General features: G+C 51.7%; 13 protein-coding genes. 1 reads left to right on the top strand and 12 read right to left on the bottom strand.

Translation table 11 applies throughout. The features are described 5' to 3' along the window. Positions 1-124: 124 nt before the first annotated feature. The 4 genes from LIZ87_RS08720 to LIZ87_RS08735 all read right to left on the bottom strand — a co-directional run bounded on the left by LIZ87_RS08720 (position 125) and on the right by LIZ87_RS08735 (position 4,448). Positions 125-946 (bottom strand): hypothetical protein, encoded by an 822-nt coding sequence (locus LIZ87_RS08720; RefSeq protein ID WP_178316193.1) that lies wholly within the window; start codon positions 944-946, stop codon positions 125-127. Positions 947-1,152: 206 nt separating this feature from the next. Beyond that, the gene (locus tag LIZ87_RS08725; RefSeq protein WP_178316194.1) at positions 1,153-2,121 is read right to left on the bottom strand and encodes a hypothetical protein; all 969 of its coding nucleotides are present in this window, start codon (positions 2,119-2,121) and stop codon (positions 1,153-1,155) included. A 348-nt stretch (positions 2,122-2,469) separates the two neighbouring features. Further along, positions 2,470-3,840, bottom strand: coding sequence for a polysaccharide deacetylase family protein (locus LIZ87_RS08730; RefSeq protein WP_227146466.1), 1,371 nt, complete (start codon positions 3,838-3,840; stop codon positions 2,470-2,472). A 65-nt stretch (positions 3,841-3,905) separates the two neighbouring features. Further along, positions 3,906-4,448: an HD domain-containing protein gene (locus tag LIZ87_RS08735; protein WP_178315689.1), complete on the bottom strand. Its 543-nt coding sequence runs from the start codon at positions 4,446-4,448 to the stop codon at positions 3,906-3,908. Between the two features lie 523 nt (positions 4,449-4,971). Between LIZ87_RS08735 and LIZ87_RS08740 the strand changes: the two genes are divergently transcribed. Further along, complete coding sequence (locus tag LIZ87_RS08740; protein ID WP_227146469.1) at positions 4,972-6,147, top strand: hypothetical protein; 1,176 nt, start codon at positions 4,972-4,974, stop codon at positions 6,145-6,147. A 469-nt stretch (positions 6,148-6,616) separates the two neighbouring features. Here LIZ87_RS08740 and LIZ87_RS08745 read toward each other — a convergent pair whose 3' ends face one another. The 8 genes from LIZ87_RS08745 to LIZ87_RS08780 form a co-directional block, all read right to left on the bottom strand. Next, positions 6,617-8,197: an acyl CoA:acetate/3-ketoacid CoA transferase gene (locus LIZ87_RS08745; protein WP_227146472.1), complete on the bottom strand. Its 1,581-nt coding sequence runs from the start codon at positions 8,195-8,197 to the stop codon at positions 6,617-6,619. Between the two features lie 15 nt (positions 8,198-8,212). Further along, complete coding sequence (locus LIZ87_RS08750; RefSeq protein ID WP_178313132.1) at positions 8,213-8,734, bottom strand: 4Fe-4S dicluster domain-containing protein; 522 nt, start codon at positions 8,732-8,734, stop codon at positions 8,213-8,215. A 1-nt stretch (position 8,735) separates the two neighbouring features. Continuing rightward, a complete protein-coding gene (locus LIZ87_RS08755; RefSeq protein ID WP_178313133.1) occupies positions 8,736-10,868 on the bottom strand; it encodes a molybdopterin-containing oxidoreductase family protein in 2,133 nt (710 codons plus the stop codon). Then, complete coding sequence (locus LIZ87_RS08760; protein ID WP_227146474.1) at positions 10,861-12,135, bottom strand: NAD(P)/FAD-dependent oxidoreductase; 1,275 nt, start codon at positions 12,133-12,135, stop codon at positions 10,861-10,863. Before LIZ87_RS08760 ends, LIZ87_RS08755 begins: the two co-directional genes overlap by 8 nt. A 69-nt stretch (positions 12,136-12,204) precedes the next feature. Continuing rightward, a complete protein-coding gene (locus tag LIZ87_RS08765; protein ID WP_264467950.1) occupies positions 12,205-13,470 on the bottom strand; it encodes an APC family permease in 1,266 nt (421 codons plus the stop codon). A 32-nt stretch (positions 13,471-13,502) separates the two neighbouring features. After that, on the bottom strand, positions 13,503-14,681 hold the full coding sequence (locus LIZ87_RS08770; protein WP_178313136.1) for a MalY/PatB family protein: 1,179 nt from the start codon (positions 14,679-14,681) through the stop codon (positions 13,503-13,505). 188 nt (positions 14,682-14,869) lie between these two features. Beyond that, positions 14,870-15,601 (bottom strand): FadR/GntR family transcriptional regulator, encoded by a 732-nt coding sequence (locus LIZ87_RS08775; protein WP_227146477.1) that lies wholly within the window; start codon positions 15,599-15,601, stop codon positions 14,870-14,872. 279 nt (positions 15,602-15,880) lie between these two features. Continuing rightward, positions 15,881-16,879 carry a TRAP transporter substrate-binding protein gene (locus tag LIZ87_RS08780; protein ID WP_442912187.1) on the bottom strand — a complete coding sequence of 333 codons (999 nt, stop codon included), beginning with the start codon at positions 16,877-16,879 and terminating at the stop codon, positions 15,881-15,883. Positions 16,880-16,936: the final 57 nt, after the last annotated feature.

The raw sequence follows: 16,936 nt of genomic DNA on the forward strand, positions 1-16,936 counted from the left end.
TTCATTGATTTTTCAATGGATTCTGCGGGGGTGCGGTTACTTTTTCATTTAACTAAATCATAGCCGCACTCTCCGGCATTATCACCGGAAGGCGGCTATGGTTCTTATCTGCTCTCAATATTGCTTATTTTACTCCTGTTGCCATGATGGCCTTAGCTGTCAGCGTGCCCTCATAGATGACAGTGGCTGTGTCCCCTACCTTCAGGTTCTCAAACATATCTTCCGGGCCTACGAAGGAGAAGAAGGTGTTTTCCGGATCCTTAGTGTCCAGGACAATGTAGCCTGCCTCTGCCTCTACTACGGTTCCGGTCAGGGTGTAGATCTCAGCATCCTCGGAATCCATGGCATCCTCTGTGACGATCCTGGTGGCAACCGCAAGATCCACGGTGTCCTCCGGATCTCCATAGTATGTAACCTCTGCCTCTGATCCCTCCTTCAGGCCATCCTTTGTTACCTTCTGGGCAATGATGGTGTTGAAGGTATAGGTGCCCTCTGCTGTCTCTAAGGTCAATGTCTTATCATCTGCTGCTGTAATAGTGCCGCTTACCACAATATCTGCATCCTCTTCTTGAGAAGCATAGATATCCACGCTTCTGGCAGCTGTGGCATCAGACAGCTCTCCTGTATAAGCGATCTCTACCTCATCGCCTGCCTTTACTGCTTCTGCTCCCATGAGCTCTGCCTGGGAAATGTCAAATTTTGCTTCCTTCCCATCACTGTCTTGTACCGTTATCACCTGTGTCTTGTCATCTGCTTCTGTTACAGAGCCGTGAAAATACTCCTCTTCTACATCCTCTTCCTCCTGCTCTGCTTCGGCTGCTGCCTCTGAGGCCGCTTCTGTACTTTCAGCAACAACTGCCGCTGTTGTCTCTGGTGTTTTTGATGAGCACGCTGTCATTCCAATGGCAGCTGCCATGAGCGCAATGGTTAAATACTGTTTCTTCATAAGATCTCCTCTTTTCTATGGCTGACACTACTGGCTGGCCGTATCAGCCCTCCATTTCAACCATACGATACATATTACTACGAAACGTTTTATTTTACTATTGATAATTTTTTAATTTTTTGTAAATATCATGAATTTTGTGTGTCCTATTGCTCCCTGTATCACATTTTCCGGTCATATGTATCCATTCCATCCTGGGATCTGTTCTATTTGCGGCAGGGCAGCTGATGCTCTCTCCTGCGCCGTCTCTGCCCGGTCCACAGCAACAGCAGGAGCACCAGCCCTGTCCCAATGCCCAAGAGCCCTGCTGCCACTGCGATGACGAAGCCGCTTCTCACCCAATACCGCAGAGGCTCTGAAGCCTCCTCTTTCCTCTTCTCCGGCTCTGCAGCTGCCTCCTGGCTTTCATCCAGGACCTGCAGTCCTTCTGCCCCCTGCTCTGCGGGCTCATATTCCATCTTAAGCTCATAGATCCCCGGCTCCTGCACCCATATATTTCCTTTATATACGATCTCATAATCCCTTAAACGCTTTTGTCCCGTTGCCAGTGCGCGGCGGGAGATTCCCCCGCTCTCATCCTCATAAGGCCCGCCGTCCCAGACCAAGGAGGTGATCCTGTATGCCTCCTCCGGCAGTCCCAGCATGCGCAAAAGCTCACTGCCATGGGAGACAGCCTCCTCCAATGGCATTTCACCTCCTATTACCACATCGCCCAGCTGGTACTCCCCGGCCCCATAGGAGTGAAAGAGAACGGGCACAAAAAATCCTTCCTCCCATTCCTCCCGCAGGATATGCCTTTCTCCGGCAGAAAGTTCCCCCTCCGCCGGCTGCCCTGACTCCTCCTCCACCGGAATGGACTCCGGCAGGACCTCCGCTGCCTCCACGCCCTTATATACCACTGTGCGCTCCAACGTGCGGCTCACTCTGGCTCCCGGAAGCTCCTTTACCTCCCAGCCGGAGAGACGGTACTCCTTTCCGCTCTCATCACGGTAAACAGGCTCTGGCTCCTTAAGACCCTGCAGCTCCTCCTTATCCAGCTGTCTGGTGACTGTAAGGGGTTCTGCAGCTTCTGCACAAATGCTGATCCCTATTGTCCAAAGCCCTACCACGAACATGACTGTCCATCTCCCGGCACGGCATAAAGACGGTTTTCTGTTTTTCCTTTTTTCTTCCATATCAATTCCTCCGTTCCTTTGATCAAATGATCCATCGGATGGAATGTATACAATATGCGCGTTATTCACTTTTCAAGGTACAGCTGTCTTTCATGTGATGATCGGGAAATGCGGGCCCTGAATGGATACCCGCGCCTGGCTGCTGCACAGGCGGATTCCTGAATGGAATCTTTGTAATTTGTATTATATAGAAGTTTTGTAAAAGTTGCAAGGGAAGAATGGGCAGATTTCCGGAAAAAAGAGATACCGGATACAACGCCCTGATACAGCGTATTCTGATTCCCTGTGCAGGCCGATACACAGGGAATTGGGATATGCTGTACCGTTATCTTCCTATAAGCTCATATATCAGCGGAACTGGCTGTATTTGTGGCCAGGGGCCATGCCTCCGCGGCTTGCTGCAAGCTCGCTGACTGTCACAAGCTGGTAACCTCTTGCCGTAAGGGCAGGGATCAGCACCTCTGCTGCGTCAGCGGTTGTTGTATAAATATCATGCATCAGGATAATATCTCCATCCTTTACCTGACTTAAAACAGTATCAATGGTCTTCTGGGCATTTCTGTGCTGCCAGTCTCTTGTATCAATGGACCACATGATGGCAGGCATGCCCAGGGTCTGTAACACAGCCAGGGAATCAGCATCAACATATCCCCCCGGCGGGCGCATGATGACAGGTGAAATGCCGCACTGGGCAGCGATCTTCTGATTCGTGGAAACGATCTGGCTGACGATCCCATCTGCATTCAGCTTGGAAATATATTTGTGGTCATGTGTATGGTTCGCCACCTCACAGCCCTGGGCTGCCATGCGCTGTATCACACTGCCATTGGCATTTACATTGGAGCCCACCATAAAGAAGGTCGCCCTGCCCCCGTTCGCCTGGAGGCTGTCTAAGATACGGCTTGTAACGGCTGCCCTGGGGCCATCGTCAAAGGTAAGGGCTATCATCGGTCTGGCAGGATCAATGGCATAGGCTGCTGCTGTCTCCGGCGGAGCACCTGCTCCCTTGGCGGTAACCGACGCCCGGATCCCGTCTACGCGCAGCCCTGCTGCCTCCACTCCGGCTGTGCCGCCATTTACTGCCCATTCTGTCCACGAGCCATTCTGGAGCACCTTGTAATACAAGTCATAGCTAGCTGCCTGGTTTCCTGTGAGCTCCATGCGGATCGCCTCTAAGGGCATCTCACCTGCCGGATTTCCAATCTCGGCGCCGTCATAAGCCCAGTCCAGCCACCCGGAACCGCTTAGGTTTACCTGATAACGGATCCCCACCTGGTTTCCGCCAGGTATATTCACCAGATTCGCCTTCATAGCTGTCACCCATGTGGTGGGAGGCGCAGCACATGGGCTGTTGTCCGGTGTCACACTGCTCCAGCCCTGGCCGAATAAAAAGGCGCTGTAGAAAACCTGCAGCGGCTCTTGGAGCTGGGCTGGTTCCTGGGACTGTGCCGCAGCCGGCTGCTGTGCCTGCTCCCGGCCATCCTGTGCCTGAGACGCTTCCTGGCCCCCAGCCACCTGTTCCTCTGCTCTTTCCCCGACCTGCACCTCCGTCACCGGCCCGGCACTCTGGCTGTTTGTCATTCCCGGACCGGTCATCTCGGACTTTGCAGCACCTACGCCGACCGTGCCGGCAAATGCAGTCATTCCCTGGATACTGAACAGGACCCCGGCCAGCGCAAGAGCAGCCACTACCCGTGATCCCTTTTTCTTCATCATCATCGACTTTCTCCTTTAATCTTTCTTAATTTTTGCAAAGCTGTCAGAAACTCCCCCAGAGCATGCTCCTACTCCTGGGCACTGCCGAATACGGACTGGCACAGCATAATGTACTCCTTATAATATACATGCTCCTCCAGCTCCCTGCACCCCCGTGCAATTCCCCAGTAATACCAGGCATGCTTTCCTTTGTCTTTTTCATTAAATCTCTCCCACAGGCCATCGCCCAGCAGCAGGTAATCCCTGGCCGTACACCGCATATTGCTGAGCTTGTCCCCCAATGCCAGTATCTTCGCTTCCCTGGACGCAAGAGCCAGATGATCGATCGTAGCACTCTTGCGCTCCTGCCAGCTTTTGGACTTGTCCTCGCTTTCCTCCATCACAAGGTCCGCTACCCTTGTCCCAAACCGTTCTTCAAGCTCTTTTCTGGTGACACCGGCATCCTCCACCACATCATGGAGCAGGGCAGCTGCGATCATCTCCTCATCGTCGGTAAAGCCCGACACAATGACGGCTGTCTCCAAAGGATGTGTGATGTAGGGGATGCTGGTCCCCTTTCTGAATGCTCCTTCGTGGGCTTTTGCTGCAAACGCAACTGCTGCTTCTATCATGGCACGCTCCTTTGGACTGCATATGTAGATGGTTATCCGGTATCTGTCCAGAGTATTCACTGGCATATATCATCATACCACACCGGGGAGACATTTTGAAGGGAATTGTAGTATCGAAATTATATAATTCTTTCTTACAGGTTACAGTTCAGGCGGCTGCTGGGAGGGCGGCTGGAGTGACTTTGCAGGACATTAGAAGCACTTAGTCAGCTGGTTTTTCCGTTCAGAGCAGCATCAATGATTGTTTGAGCGCAGCGAGTTGCGTTGATGCTGCTCTGGCTTTTCGGAAAAATCAGGTGTCTTAGTGCTTCTTATGTCCGAAACCGGAGCGCCAGCCGCCCTCCCGGCAGCCGCCTGAAGTGTAACTCTTACAGGGTACTGCCGGAATGCTTCGGGAGAAATGGGCCGTGGACAGAAACTCTTACAGCTTCATTACACCTTCCAACTTGACCTTGTAAGAAAGGTGATTTTCTGCTATGCTATAAAAGTATTTTCAGACCAAATTTTTCAGGAGGATCAAGTTATGAATCGCCATTCATCATATACGGCCCCCCGCAGCAGCAGGGCCACAGGCACCTATGACAGCAGGCGCGGCAAAAGCAGCAAGCGGAACACCTACGACAAGCGCTCCTGGAGGGATAACCGGTTCCTGTCCAATCTGGTTTTCTATATTCTTCCCTTCCTGGTAGTCAATCTGATCCTGTTCTTTGCGATCACCTCCGCACCCAAGGTTCATTTGACCATATCCGATACCACTGACTATAAAACCGTAAACGTATCCTTTGAAGTCAAGTCCCTTCTTCCCATCCGTGAGATGACTGCCACCCTGGAAGCCCAGCCTCTGGAGTTTGAGAAGGAAAAGGGCGTTTACCGCACTACTGTCAGCACCAATGGTATTGTAGATGTATACATAAAGGGCTGGAACGGAATGGAGGCCAGGGCAAGCGAGTCCATCGCCATTCTGGATGATACTCCCCCTGTCATCGACCAAGAGGACTTCACCATGGAGAACGGCATTCTGGAGATCCGTGTAGAGGACAGCCAGTCAGGCGTGAATTTTAATGCGGTCTATGCCACAAATGCCAATGGAGAGACGGTAAAGCCCACCAGCTACAATAAGGACACCGGTCATATTGTCTTTGACATGACAACAGAATCTCTGGATGTCTATGTGGAAGATTTTGCCGGAAATCCCAACCAGGCCTCCTACTCTATCCGCACAGCGGGCATTGATCTGAGTGACCGCAGCTTAAGCTTTGAGGAAGAGGGGGCTTCCAGCAGCTCCGGTTCTCCCTCCGCCGACTCCCAGACAAAGGGCACTTCGGCTGCAAAGGAGACCACAAAGGCTCCTGAGACCACCAAAGCAAAGGAAACTACGAAGGCCCAGGAGACCACGAAGGCAAAGGAGACTACAAAGGCCCAGGAGACCACAAAGGCAAAGGAAACTACGAAGGCCCAGGAGACCACGAAAGCTCCCGAAACCACAAAAGCTCCTGAAACTACAAAGTCTCCCGAAACGCCAAAGACCCCTGGTTCCACCCTGGCTCCCACAGCCCCAGGTTCCAATAACAATCCTACTGCTCCGGGCGGAAACACCACCTCCCCAGGTCCGGGAAGCACTTCTCCCACCACAGCTCCCCAGCCCTCCTCCCCGGAAGGCAATTCCGGCGATGAGGTGACAATCGTGCCATTGGGATAAGCCAGCAGCCCCGGAGTTTCCTATGTAAAAAGAATCCTGCTCCGCAGGATTCTCTAGACTGTAGACAAACTATGTTTTCTGGAATGGGAGCTCGAGGGCAAAGCCCTCGAACTGGAATCACGCAGGTGGAATTCATTTCCACCGTAGTGTAAAAGTACGATTTCTAGGGGCGTTTGCCCTTGTACGAGGAAATCGTACTTTTTTCCTTCGCATCTGGAATTTATGGCGCAGCCATGAATTCCAACAGAGTGGCGACTTTGTCGACACTCTGAAGAATCCTGCTCCGCAGGATTCTCCGCCTGCGGCGGGTCGCGCAAGCGACATATTCCTATCCGCCGCAGTGCGATCCTTGCGGAGCATCTTTATTTCATAGGGAACGAAGTTTCCTATGAAATAAAAAAAGGCGCACCTCTCTCCTCTGTATACCAAAGGAAAGCAGCAGCGCCTTTCTTCATTTTATACACAGCTTCTACATCTCAAGCCCGCCCCAGGACTCCTCAAACATGGCCGCCTCCATCTCTTTCAGATCAGAAGCCACCTCCGGGGCAAATTCCATCTTATCCAGGATATCTCTCTTAAGATCAATGCCGGGGGCGATCTCCACCACCGTCATCTTTCCATCGATCAGCCGGAAGACGCACCGTTCTGTCACATACAGCACCTCCTGGCCTGAACGGGCAGCGTATTTCCCACTAAATGTGATCTGCTCTACTTCCTTTAAGAATTTCCTTCCCTTTCCTTCCTCCAGGATCGCGATCTTCCCATCCCGGATCTCCTCCTTTGACTTGTCAGCAAACATTCCCGCAAATACCACCTTTTTCGATGCCTGGGAAATGTTGATAAAGCCGCCGGGCCCAAAGAGGCGCGGAACCTTTTTCCCCGGATCCTTTTTGTCCGGGATATAGAACTTGCTCACATTGATGTTTCCATCCTCATCCGCCTGGGCCAGGCCCAGCACCGCCACATCGCAGCCACCGCCGTCATAGAAATCAAACATGGAACCGTGATCCACATTAGCCTGGGCATTATAAGCGCTTCCAAAATTGGGAAGAGGCGCCGGGACACCTCCAAAGGTGCCGCTCTCCGTTGTGAGGATGATCTTGTCAATATGGCCCTCCTCTGTCACGATACCTGCCACCTCAGACGGGATCCCCACGCCCAGGTTCACGATATTTCCGGCCTTCAGCTCCTTGGCACACCTTCTGGCGATGACCTTTCTGGGGGATAGGGGCAGAGACGGTATTCCCTCTAAGGGCTTTTTCATATTTCCGGCAAATGCCGGCTCATAGTAGGTCCCCTCTGTCTGCCAGCAGGCATTGATATCCGTGGCCACCACCACATAATCCACCAGCGCACCGGGGATCTTCACCTGCTTTGGATGAAGGGTTCCCCTCTGGGCCGTGTACTGTACCTGGACGATCACGATCCCGCCGCTGTTCTTCGCAGCCTCTGCCACAGCATAGCCCTCATTGATGGGGCCTTCATTTTCAAATGTAATATTCCCGTCCTCATCTGCTGTGGTTCCCCGAAGCAGGGCCACATCCAGAGGGAAGGACTTGTAGAAGAGATATTCCTCTCCATTTAAAGTGATGAGCTCCACCAGCTCCTCCGTGGCAGCCTCATTCATCTTTCCGCCTTCAATACGCGGATCCACAAATGTTCCCAGTCCCACCTTTGTGATGATGCCGGGGCGGTGGGCTGCGATCTCACGCCACAGATTGACGATCACGCCCTGGGGAAGACAGTGGCAGGCCAGCTTATTGGCCTTTACCAGCTCATTCATAGCAAAGGCAGAGCCGATATGGGCAGCAGACCAGTTGGATACCAGTCCTTCCACGCCCAGGCGGGTCATGCCGCGCTCCTTCCAGTCTCCCATAGCGCTCCCCTGTTTTATTGTCAGGCCCTTTGGATGGCCTGTCTCCTTGTAAAGGTCTGCAATGGCTACCGCCACTTCCTCCGGCCACCCTGAAAGGCCGATGCCTGCCACACCTACGGTGGCTTTATCCCGGATCAGCTGTGCCGCTTCTCTCGCTGTAATAAACTTTGCCATTTACCGTTCCCCCTCTTAGACCTGTCTTTCCAAAATATCCCTGCTCTTCTTTTTTAAGGAATGCTCCTTTGGCAAAGCTTCTGCCTCCTCCAGCTCTACAAGCTTCAAAGCGCCTACCGGGCAGGCCTTTACACAGGCCGGCTTCATACCGTGATGCACACGTACATAGCAGCCGTCACATTTTTTCATCTTTCCATCGGCTCCAAAGGAGGGAATCCCATAGGGACAGGCCATGGCACAGCTGTGACAGCCAATGCAATTGGCCGTATCAAATACCGTCAGGTTGGTCTCCGGATCCTTGCGGATGCAGCCGCAGGGACAGCCTATAATGCAGGGGGCATCTGTGCAGTGCATGCACGCAAGGGACAGATGGCTGAAAGAAACCTTTCCTTCCCTCTCAATCTCCAGATCAAATACGCTGCGGAAAGGCCTCTCCCCCTCCTGCACGCAGGTATCATTCTGATCCATGCATGCGATCATACATGCACCGCAGGAAATGCATTTTTCCATATCAAAATCAATCGTATACTGCTTCATCCTACACCTCTTTCCTGCGCATACCGCATCTGGTGGAATTGTAAGCCGGGAAGCCTGAGTATGGGTCCACATGTGTCCTGGACATCAGCATATTCACATCGGCCTCCGTATATCCGTGGTAGAAGAATACCACGCCTTTCTGTACCCGGTGAGTCGGGTTTGCCTTCACACAGATCGTACCCCGCTCTGTGTAGAGCTCGATCCAGTCCCCCTCCTTCACATGAAGCTGCTCTGCGTCCTCCACAGAAATATCTGCCGTGGGGTCAGGGCGCATGCTCCGCAGCCAGGGCACCTTGTGGAGCCTGGAATGGATCGCATTGGGGATCCTGCCGCCGGAGCAGAGGATAAAGGGGTATTTGTCCGGATCTGCCTCATCCATGGGATCACAGTAGGTCGGAAGGGGATCTAAGTTCCACTGGGGATGAGAGGCGATCAGCTCTGAGTACAGCTCAAACTTTCCAGTAGGAGTGGACAGCCCTTTCTCCAGAAGGCTGCCCGGCACATACCGCTTGGCGCCGGGCACGCGGATGGGCAGGTCATGTTTTTTCAGTTCTTCCACTGTAATATCCAGATCCTCCAGCATAAAATCGATATTCGCCTCATATCCAGCTTCAAGCTCAGGATCTCCCAGCTTCATGATCCTGCCGAGGTCACAGAGAATCTCCACATCGGACTTGCTGATCCCCACCCGGTCAATGGCAGGCTTTGTAAACCAGGCATAGCCCCCGCCGTATGTCATAAACTCTCCCCTCTCAAAGGAAGAACACACAGGCAGGACGATGTCGGCCATTTTGGCAGTGTCTGTCATAAAAAGATCCGCATCCACAAAGAAGTCCAGCTTCTTTAAGGCCTCAATCAGATAATTGTCATCCGGGAACATGCGGAGATTCATTCCCAGAGCAAACACAGCCTTTACCGGATAAGGCTTTTCCTCCAGGATCTGCCTCGGCAGGTCAATGGCCTGCATCTCCCGCTCCGTATAGTACCACAGCGGGAATCTTTCTGCCCCCACTGCAGGCTTTGCGTCCTTTGGCTCTGTTCCGTCGGCAAACTCATCCTCCTTTGTCACATAGCCTGAGATCTGATGGGCAAAGGTATGCCAGGAGGGAAGCTGCCCTCCGGCCCTGTCATAATTACCGGTCAGTGCAGCCAGCGCCATAATGGCTCTGTAGTTCTGCATTCCGTTCTTGTGGTGTGGAATGGGAGCGCTGTTTTCGTTGATGGCCATAGAGCTGCTCTCATGGATCAGCTCGCAGGCCTTTACCACCTGCTCATAGGGAACGCCTGTCAGCTTTTCGATATTCGTCTCATCAAAGCCTTTTACATACTCCGCGTACGCCTCAAAGCCATGGACATATTTCTCTATGTACTCCCTGTCGATCCAGCCCCTCTGGATCAGCACATTTCCCATACACAAAGCCAGAGCCCCGTCTGTGCCGGGATAGGGGCGCAGATGAAGATCTGCCAGCTTTTCCACAGCCGGAGTGATCTTCGGATCTACAATGATAAATTTTGTCCCCTGCTCCTTCCTCTTCTCCGCGGCGATCGCCTTGAGATACCCGGAATGATAAGGGTTAAAGGCCCAGCCCAAATACAGATCGCAGTGGGCCATGTCCGGGCCTGCCAGCTGTCCGGCCCCCACCTTCCAGGCCATCCATCCGGCTGTCATACAGGAGCTGGACTCTGTCCCATAATTCATGGTTCCAAAGGAGTGGGCAAAACGGCGCAGCCATGGCCGGAACCACTTGTTGTAGCCTCCAAAGAAGGCTACGGCCTCCGCCCCGTCCTGCGCTTTGATGCTGCCAAGCTTCTCTGCGATCTCCCTGTAGGCTTCCTCCCAGGAGATCGGTTCAAAGGTTCCTTCTCCCCGCTCTCCAGTGCGCCTTAAGGGCGTGAGAATGCGGTCCTCACGGTAGATATACTCCCTGTTGGCAAGTCCCTTTGTGCAGAGAAGCCCCCTATTTTTTGGATTCTCATCTGTTCCCTCTACTTTTAGCAGCTTCCCGTCCTTCACATATGCATTGATGCCGCAGTTATAGGCAGGACTGCAGATTGCACAGACAGTATGCCTTATCTCGATCCCTGTTTCTGCACAGGGTATTTTCGCTTTCTTTAACTGTTCAACACTATCCATTGATCTTCTCCTCAATCCTGTCAATAAACTCTGCCGGTAAGCCAGCCTTTATGAGCATCCCTCTCTGGTAATCGGGGAGCACAGCCCTTTCTCCTGAAAAAAGGCGGAGCATATAGTTTTTGATAATACCGCTGATCTGGTAGCTGTCCATAATATTGGCTCCTGCTATCCTTCCCTCCTGAAGCACCAGGCGTATATAAAGGCCCTCCTCCAGGCTTCCGCACTCCAGCACCTCGCCCTGGATCCGGTTATCTCCAAAGCCGATAAAATCCATGTTCATGAAATGGGTGATGTTGTGAAGGATATTTCCCTCAAACCGGGCGTCTCCTCCAGCCATATTGATCCCTGCAGCCCTTCCCTGGCGGTTAGCATTGGCCCACAGGCCGATGATCTGTGTCTCACCGCTCTCCAGGTTCTTGCCCTCACAGCAGTCCCCCGCCGCATAGATATCCTTCACAGAGGTTTCCAGCCTGTCATCCACAACAATCCCCCTCTTGATCTCCACCTCTCCCTGGACCGTCTCAACGGCGGCTCTGGTTCCAATGCACAGGACCACCAGATCGGCAGGGATCTTTGCAGCGTCTGTGAGCACGGCTGTCTGCTGACCATTTTCCACTTTCATATGGTCAATGGTCGCACCGAATTTCAGATGGAGGCCCTGCTTTTCCACTCTCTCTTCAATGGCAGCAGCTACCTCAGGATACGCTGCCAACGGGAAAATGCACTTTGCCAGATCAATGAGCCAGGTTTCCACTCCATTTTTGTGGAGCACCTCCGCCACCTTGATCCCGACCATGGAGGCTCCTATGACAATGGCACTTTTTACATCCTTTTTTCCAAGGCGCTCCTTAAACCGCTCTGCGTCCTCCACGGTGCGCATGAGCAGGGCATTTTCCGGCAGAAGGCCCTTTACCGGAGGAGCAAAGGCCCTGGCACCTGTGGAGATCAGGAGCTTGTCATAGCGCTCGCTTCCCTCCTCTGTCTCCACTGTCATAGACCCGGCATGCACCTTTTTCACTTGCTCCTTTTTGTAGGTGAAATCAAGCTCCTTTTGGATGGAGGCCAGATCACCGAAGGGGAACATCCCCTTATATGTCAGCTTTCCGTACGCATAATACGTGGTAAGCATAGGATTATAGGGAGCCTTCCCTGTATTTCCGTAGACCACGATTCTTCCTGTCTTATCATACTCCCGGATTGCTTTTACCGCATGATAGCCGGCTGTGCCAAAGCCCACGATCCCATAATTCATAACTTCTCCTTCCACGAAAGAAAGGACGCGCAAACGCAGCAGAATCCTCTACCGCCCGGTTTGCAGCGTCCTTTTGATCATCTACTATTTGTTGTCCTTAAAATGCTTATATCTTACCATCATTAAAATGGATGCTGCCACGATATAAATACCGCAGTACATAAACTGCTTTGCAGAAAGTCCGGACAGGCTCACATAAGAGGTTGCTGCCAATACAACGAATACCACTGCCAGTGCTGCATTCAGCTTCTTTGGAGCGATGTAAAGGGCAGACTTCTTATACTCCTCCGGGAACATGGTTGGCAGGCGGAAGCAGGCATATACCATCAGAAGGTCTGCCAGCTTACTGCAGCCTGTACCCATATTGGAGATATCAGCTGTATCCATACCGGTCACGATCGGGATCACACCCACTACAAAGAAGAACAGAAGGAGTACAACAGGCACGCCGTTCTTGTTTTCCTTTGCACAGAACTCAGGAAGCCAGCCGTCCTTTGCAGCCCTGTGAAGGGAGCGTGTGGTCCAGGAAAGTGTTCCGTTAAGGGTTGTCAAAAGTGCAAACCATGCTCCGCCGATCACGAAGAACAGATAGATGGGAGCCGGGAATACGGATTTTGCCACTACGGAAATGTTGGTTCCCGCTACCTCCTCAACAGGAAGCACACAGGCAGCTACCACGCCTACCAGTGCATAGAACACTGCAACTACAACAGTGGAGATTACCATGGCTCTCGGAATGGTCTTGCCAGGATTTTCCACCTCGCCGCCGTTCTCTGCCAGGAACTTTGCTCCTGCACATGCAAAGGACAGCATTGCGCAGCCGCGGAAGAATTTCAGAGGGCCATTTGGCATCAGGTTGGCTGTTGTCAGCTCAAGAGCAGACCAGTCTACCTTTGGAAGGCCGAATACAATATAAATGAACAGGGAGATCAGCAGAAGCGCTACCATGCAGTTCTGCACCTTTGCAGTCGTCTTAAGGCCGATCATATTAACGATAACGGCTGCTGTCAATGCTCCCAGAGCAACAACCATCTGGTTCACGCCTGGGAAGATCACTGCCACATAGCTGGCAAAGCCAATGGCAAAGGTGGAGATCAGCACCTGCTGCAAGATAAACAGCATCAGGAACACAAAGGCCACTCTGGGACCAATGAGGCGTTTTGCATACACATAGCTTCCGCCTGTAGCCGGCATACTGGATGCCAGGATGGCCATGGGAACCAGCTGGCAAAGTGCGATCAAAGCAGCTACAAGGAAACCATAGGGAGCGCCGTGTCCGGTCAGTCCGATCACGATACCTGTCAAAACGAAGACACCAGAGCCTACGATCTGTCCAATACAAAAACTCATACAATCTGTAAAAGTTAATTTCTTTTCCATATTTATACCCCTTTTTCATCCGTAACAAACTGTACAATCTTCTCTAAGCCCTGCTCCAGAACAGCACGCGGGCAGCCGATATTAAAGCGCATAAAGCTCTCGCCATTGCCCCGGTAGCCTGTGCCGCTTCCCACAGCAAGTCCATAATTTGCGGCAAGCTTCTTCATGATCTCATCACCTGTAAGGTGAAGCTTTCCGAAATCAAGCCACATAAGATAAGTACCCTCAGGCTTCACCACTCCTACCTCAGGAGCGTGCTCGCCCAGATAATCCATCACAAAGTCTGCATTGCCTGTGAGATATTCATTCTGCTCATCCACCCACTGGTCTCCATATGTATAACAGGCCTCAATGGCTGCATTGGCCATACAGTTTGGTCCCATTACCCAGGCTTCCCTGGCTGTCTTATCCTGGAGCTGCTTTACCTCCTGGTTTGGGATCAGGCAGCAGGAGGAGTGAAGTCCTGCCATATTAAATGTCTTGCTGATGGCAGTGTATACGATCATCTTATCGTACACACCGGCGAATCTGGCTGCGGATGTATAGTGGTTTCCATACAGGACCACATCACCATGGATCTCATCGGATAACAGCCATACAGAATACTTCTTGCACAGAAGTACGATCTTCTCCACGTCCTCAGGGCTCCAGACCCTGCCGACGGGATTGTGGGGGTTACAGAAGATCATAGCGGAAACCCCTTGCTTCAGCTTGTCTTCCAGATCCTCCCAGTTGATACGGTAGGTGCCATTCTCGTAGATCAGAGGACAGTCTACCTGCTCACGCCCCTGGTTGCCTATCACTGCAAAAAATGGATCATACACAGGTGTAAACACCAATACCTTGTCTCCCGGCTTTGTAAAGCCCCGTAAGGAGAACCAGATCGCAGTTACCACTCCCTGGGCGGGAAGAAACGCTTCGATTCCTAATTTTACCTGATGCCGTCTCTCATACCACTTTTGGACAGTTTCCACTGTTCTGTTACCTGTAAAGGTATAACCGAACACCGGATGCTCCAAGCGCTGCTTCATTGCTTCCACAGCCTCTGGCAGGGCAGCAAAATCCGTATCAGCGATCCAGAAGGGCAGAAGACCGCTCTGGGTGCCGAACTTTAATTGCTTTTCCCATTTGATAGAATCGGAACCAAGTCGATTTTGCATTGCGTCAAAATTGTACTTCATTCAAAACCTCCTCATTCCCTCTTTCGAGTACCCCCCAAAACTCTTTATGCCTGGAAAATCAGCCGCAAAGGCGGGTGCAGGAGAGTATTCGAGAGTGCTCCTTTTTCAGCTATCTATATCACTTCTCCATCCAGTATATAATTCGGGCCCGACCAGATGCAGAGCATAACTGTCTCTTATGTATTCTGTTATTCCAAAAAATTCTTATAATACTGTCTATATGTTTCGAACATCCAATCACAGTGTACCATCATATTGAAATATGCATATTCACTGTCATGGCGTTTGATCGCCTCAAACACATCCCTGTGCTGTCTCCTTGTCTCCTTGCCGGACTGCTCCTGGGCAGCAGGAACGATCAGTGGAAGATTCCGCATGGCCACACAGGGCATCACGATATCGTCCCAGGTTCTCTTTAAAAATGGGTTGTGCATAGCCTCCCAGAGGCTTCCATGAAAGCCGGGAAGCCTTTTGTCCGGTTCCCTTCTGGTGCTGAAATCCGCCGGTATACTGTCATCATCATCTAAGGTTGCTTCGATTGCCCGGATATCCTCCTCCGTGGCATGGAGAGCCAGATAACGGGCAATGGCAGGCTCAACCAGCCGCCTGGCATTGGAAGCCATCACAAAATCCTCCCGATAGCCCTTTATGATCTCCCTCTGTCCTGTTTCCTCCAATATGCTCTTCCAGTCCACCACAACAACGCTGCCCTTCCCCTGGCGGGTCTCAATGATCCCCGCCTCTGCCAGGCACTGCAGGGCCTGGCGCACCGTAACGCGGCTGACCCCCATTGTCTTTATCAGTTCACTCTCACTGGGCAGCATATCGCCTTTTTGATAGACACCCTTTCTTATCTCATCCTTCAGCTGTTCAAACACCTGCTCGTATAATCTTTTGGGTGAAAATTTCTGTGTCTTCATTTGTATTCCTCCTTTATGGGGGAAGCACTTGTATTAACTTATGCTTCCATCAGTATACAACACATATTAAATTATGTCAAGTTAGATTCTGAATTTGTTCTATTTGACCGTTATTTACTTTTATTAATAACGCATTTCTCTATTATTTTCTGAATTATTACTTGATTTCTCTTATTTTTATATCTTTTAACTCATTTCTTTTTAATACAACTTATTTCTTTTTAATACGTAAAGTAGGCGCAACAGACCAAGCTGTCGCGCCCTTATGCACTACTCTTCCTATCTCCCTGCAGCAACAATGGCATCAATAATATCCACATAATCTGCACAGTACTTTTCATACATAGGCATTACCGCCTCCTGGAACCTGGCCTTTTCCCTGGGATCCAGCTCTATCACAACGCAGCCGGCCTGACGGATCTTTTTCTCCGATGTAGCCTCCCGCTCCTTCCAAAGCCTGCGCTCGTACCTGGCCGATTCCTCGGCACACTGACGGATGACCTCCTGGTATTCCGAAGGGAGCTTGTCCCAGGTGGACTGGGCGATCAGCTGCAGCTCCGGCACCCTGGTATGCTCATCAATGGTATAATACCTTGACACCTCATAGTGCCTGGTAGACTCATAAGAAGGCCAGTTGTTCTCCGCCCCGTCAATATCCCCGGTCTGAAGGGCAGAGTATACTTCCCCAAAGGCCATGGGAACAGGGGTTGCTCCCAATGCCTCAATGGTATCTTCCATAAGCCCTGACTCCTGGACACGGATATTCAGCCCTTTCATATCCTCCAGCCTTTCAATGGGCTTACCTGTCGTATAAAAATTCCTGGCTCCTGCGTCATACCAGGAAAGAGGCACCAGGCTGGAATTCTCAAAGGACCCCAGAAAATCATCACCGATCTGGCCCTCCAAAACTGTCCACATGTGATCCGGCCCTGTATACAGATAGGGCATCTGAAGTACATTCAGCTTTGGAACGTACTCCGCCAATGGGGACAGGGACACTCTTGCAAAATCCACGCCTCCAAACTGCATCTGTTCAATAACGGTTTTTTCATCGCCCAGCCTCCCGCCGGCATTTACCAGGATCTCTACCTTTCCATGTGTCCGTTCCTTTACCAGTTCTGCAAATTTGTAAGCTCCCTGTGTGGTCGGATAGTCCTCTGCCTGATTTTCAGCGTAGGTCAGGACAAACTCCGGGATGTTGGAATCCGCCTTTCCTCCCGAAGCTCCTGCACAGGCCGCCAAAAACAGGGCAGTACCACAGATAAGCAGTGCTGTCATTGTTTTCTTCAAAAGGACTCTCCCCCTCTCTGTATGCCCAGACTTTTGTTCCATGCA

The sequence above is a fragment of the Lacrimispora sp. 210928-DFI.3.58 genome (assembly GCF_020554865.1).
In the GTDB taxonomy this organism is placed as follows: domain Bacteria; phylum Bacillota; class Clostridia; order Lachnospirales; family Lachnospiraceae; genus Enterocloster.